At 65.6% G+C, this 1,900-nt stretch carries 2 protein-coding genes; both read left to right on the top strand.

Annotated elements, in window-relative coordinates; translation table 11 throughout:
- Positions 1–852: PIG-L deacetylase family protein (locus IBX54_RS14845; protein ID WP_367141854.1), on the top strand; the 852-nt coding region annotated here is incomplete at its 5' end.
- Position 853: 1 nt separating this feature from the next.
- Complete coding sequence (locus IBX54_RS14840) at positions 854–1,867, top strand: SIS domain-containing protein (RefSeq protein WP_296543420.1); 1,014 nt, start codon at positions 854–856, stop codon at positions 1,865–1,867.
- The last annotated feature ends 33 nt before the right edge of the window (positions 1,868–1,900 follow it).

Raw genomic sequence — 1,900 nt, 5'->3', positions numbered from 1 at the left:
GGTCAGCGCATGAAGACACAAGACTTGCTCAAACGCATGGATTGGGATGACTTTGAGCGCGTGGTCATTTTGTCGCCGCACCTGGACGACGCCGCCCTGAGCTGCGGCGCCCTGCTGCACACCTTGCGAGACCGCATTTCCACCTTGGTGGTGAGCATCAGCAGCGCAACTTCGCGCCGACTGCGCACTGACGGCAGCCGCAAAATCGAGCGCCGCCAGGGCCATGTGAGCGCGCGTACCCGGCGCTCTGAAGACATCGCGGCCATGCGCTCGGTCAATGCCGCCTTTGTGCACCTGAGTTTTGCCGATGGCATCTACCGCCGCAGCCCGCTCAACGACAAGCTGATTTACCGCCAGGCGCGCGAGCGCTGGGTGGCACCGCGCATCGACGACATGGCGCACATCGAAGAGCTCTACCTGGTGCTGCGCCGCTTGTGCCTGGATTTGGGTCGGATCTTGCTGATCAGCCCGATGGGCATTGGTCACCACGTGGACCACCAGATCGCCGCCCAGGTGGCGGTGCGGTTGGCGGCCACGGCGGCAGGTGCCGAGCTGCTGTTTTACGAGGATTTCCCCTACGTGGCCGACCCCCGGGTCGGGCGCGGCGACCAGGACGACCCGTTGCACGCGCTGGGCCGACTGCAACTGGCCCCCGTCAGCCGCTATGCCTTGCCGGTGGATGTGGATGCCAAGATGACCCTGCTGCGGCACTACGCGAGCCAGGTGCGCGCCCTGTTTGGCGACGACGACGGCATGCGCAACCGCATTGCCGAGCACCAATACCGCGGTGCCGCCACCGAGTTTTACTGGCAGGCACAGCCCGCCAGCCGCTACACCCCCAAGGAGAATTGACATGTTGAAAAGTTTGATGGCCCAAGAGGCACGCTCGGCACCACAGGTACTGCGCTCGCAGGCGCAACGCTGGCAGCAAGAGGCCAACAGCATTCGCCAACTGGTGGCCGGGCGACCCACTGTGGTGCTGCTCGGGCGCGGCAGTTCGGGCAATGTGTGTACCTTTGCGTCTTACCTGTTTGCCATGCAAAGCGGGCGCCAACCCGTAGAGTTTCGCCCCTGGCTGAGCACCCAGGACCTGCCCGTGGCCGACTGGCAGGACGCGGTGGTCTATGCGTTTTCGTACTCCGGCCAGTCCACCGACATCGCCGCCAGTGCCGAATGGCTGCGCGCGCGCGGTGCCCTGGTGGTGGCGGTGTCCGAGGCCGACTCGCCCGACGCGCACCTGCTCAAAGCGGCCCACCACCGCATTCATCTGGGCTGCGGCCCGGAGCAGGCAGTGCCCGCGACCAAAAGCGTGATCGCACAGCTTTTTGTGGCAGCCGCACTGGCGGGTTATGACATTGTGGCGGCGGCACAGGAAACCGCTGCCAGCCTGCTGCAAATCGATGCCGACGGCATCCCGGCCCAGCTCGCCACATTTCTGGACGGCGCACGCACCGTGACCTGGCTGGCACGCGGCCCGTCCTGCGGCGGCGCGCTCGATGCCGCGCTCAAACTGCAGGAAAGCGTGGGCATACCGGCTTTTGGTTATTCCACGGCCGAATACTTGCACGGACCCATTGCGGCGGCCAGCCCGGCCGACCGGGTCGTGATCTTCTCGGGAACCGACGAACCCATGGCCAGCAAACAGGCGGTCAGCGCCGCCTTGCTGGCGCGCGCCGTGCCGTTCATTTGCCTCGGGTGCAACCATCTCCCTGAGGCACAATTGGCGCTGCCGTTTCCGCAGGCGCGCTGGGCCCGCACCGCCCTGCTGGCCTACATCGCCCAGCTGACCTGCGCCACGCTGGCCGAGCGCAGCGGCATCAACCCCGACGTGCATCCCGCACTGCACAAGGTCACCCAAACCCATTGAAAAACACCATCGCCATGTTTCGACAACTCATCG

Origin of the sequence: Rhodoferax sp. (assembly GCF_014859475.1) — a bacterium.
Taxonomy (GTDB): Bacteria; Pseudomonadota; Gammaproteobacteria; order Burkholderiales; family Burkholderiaceae_C; genus Rhodoferax.
The sequence above is the reverse complement of the archived record's forward strand: the minus strand, read 5'-3'. Positions and strand labels throughout refer to the sequence as shown.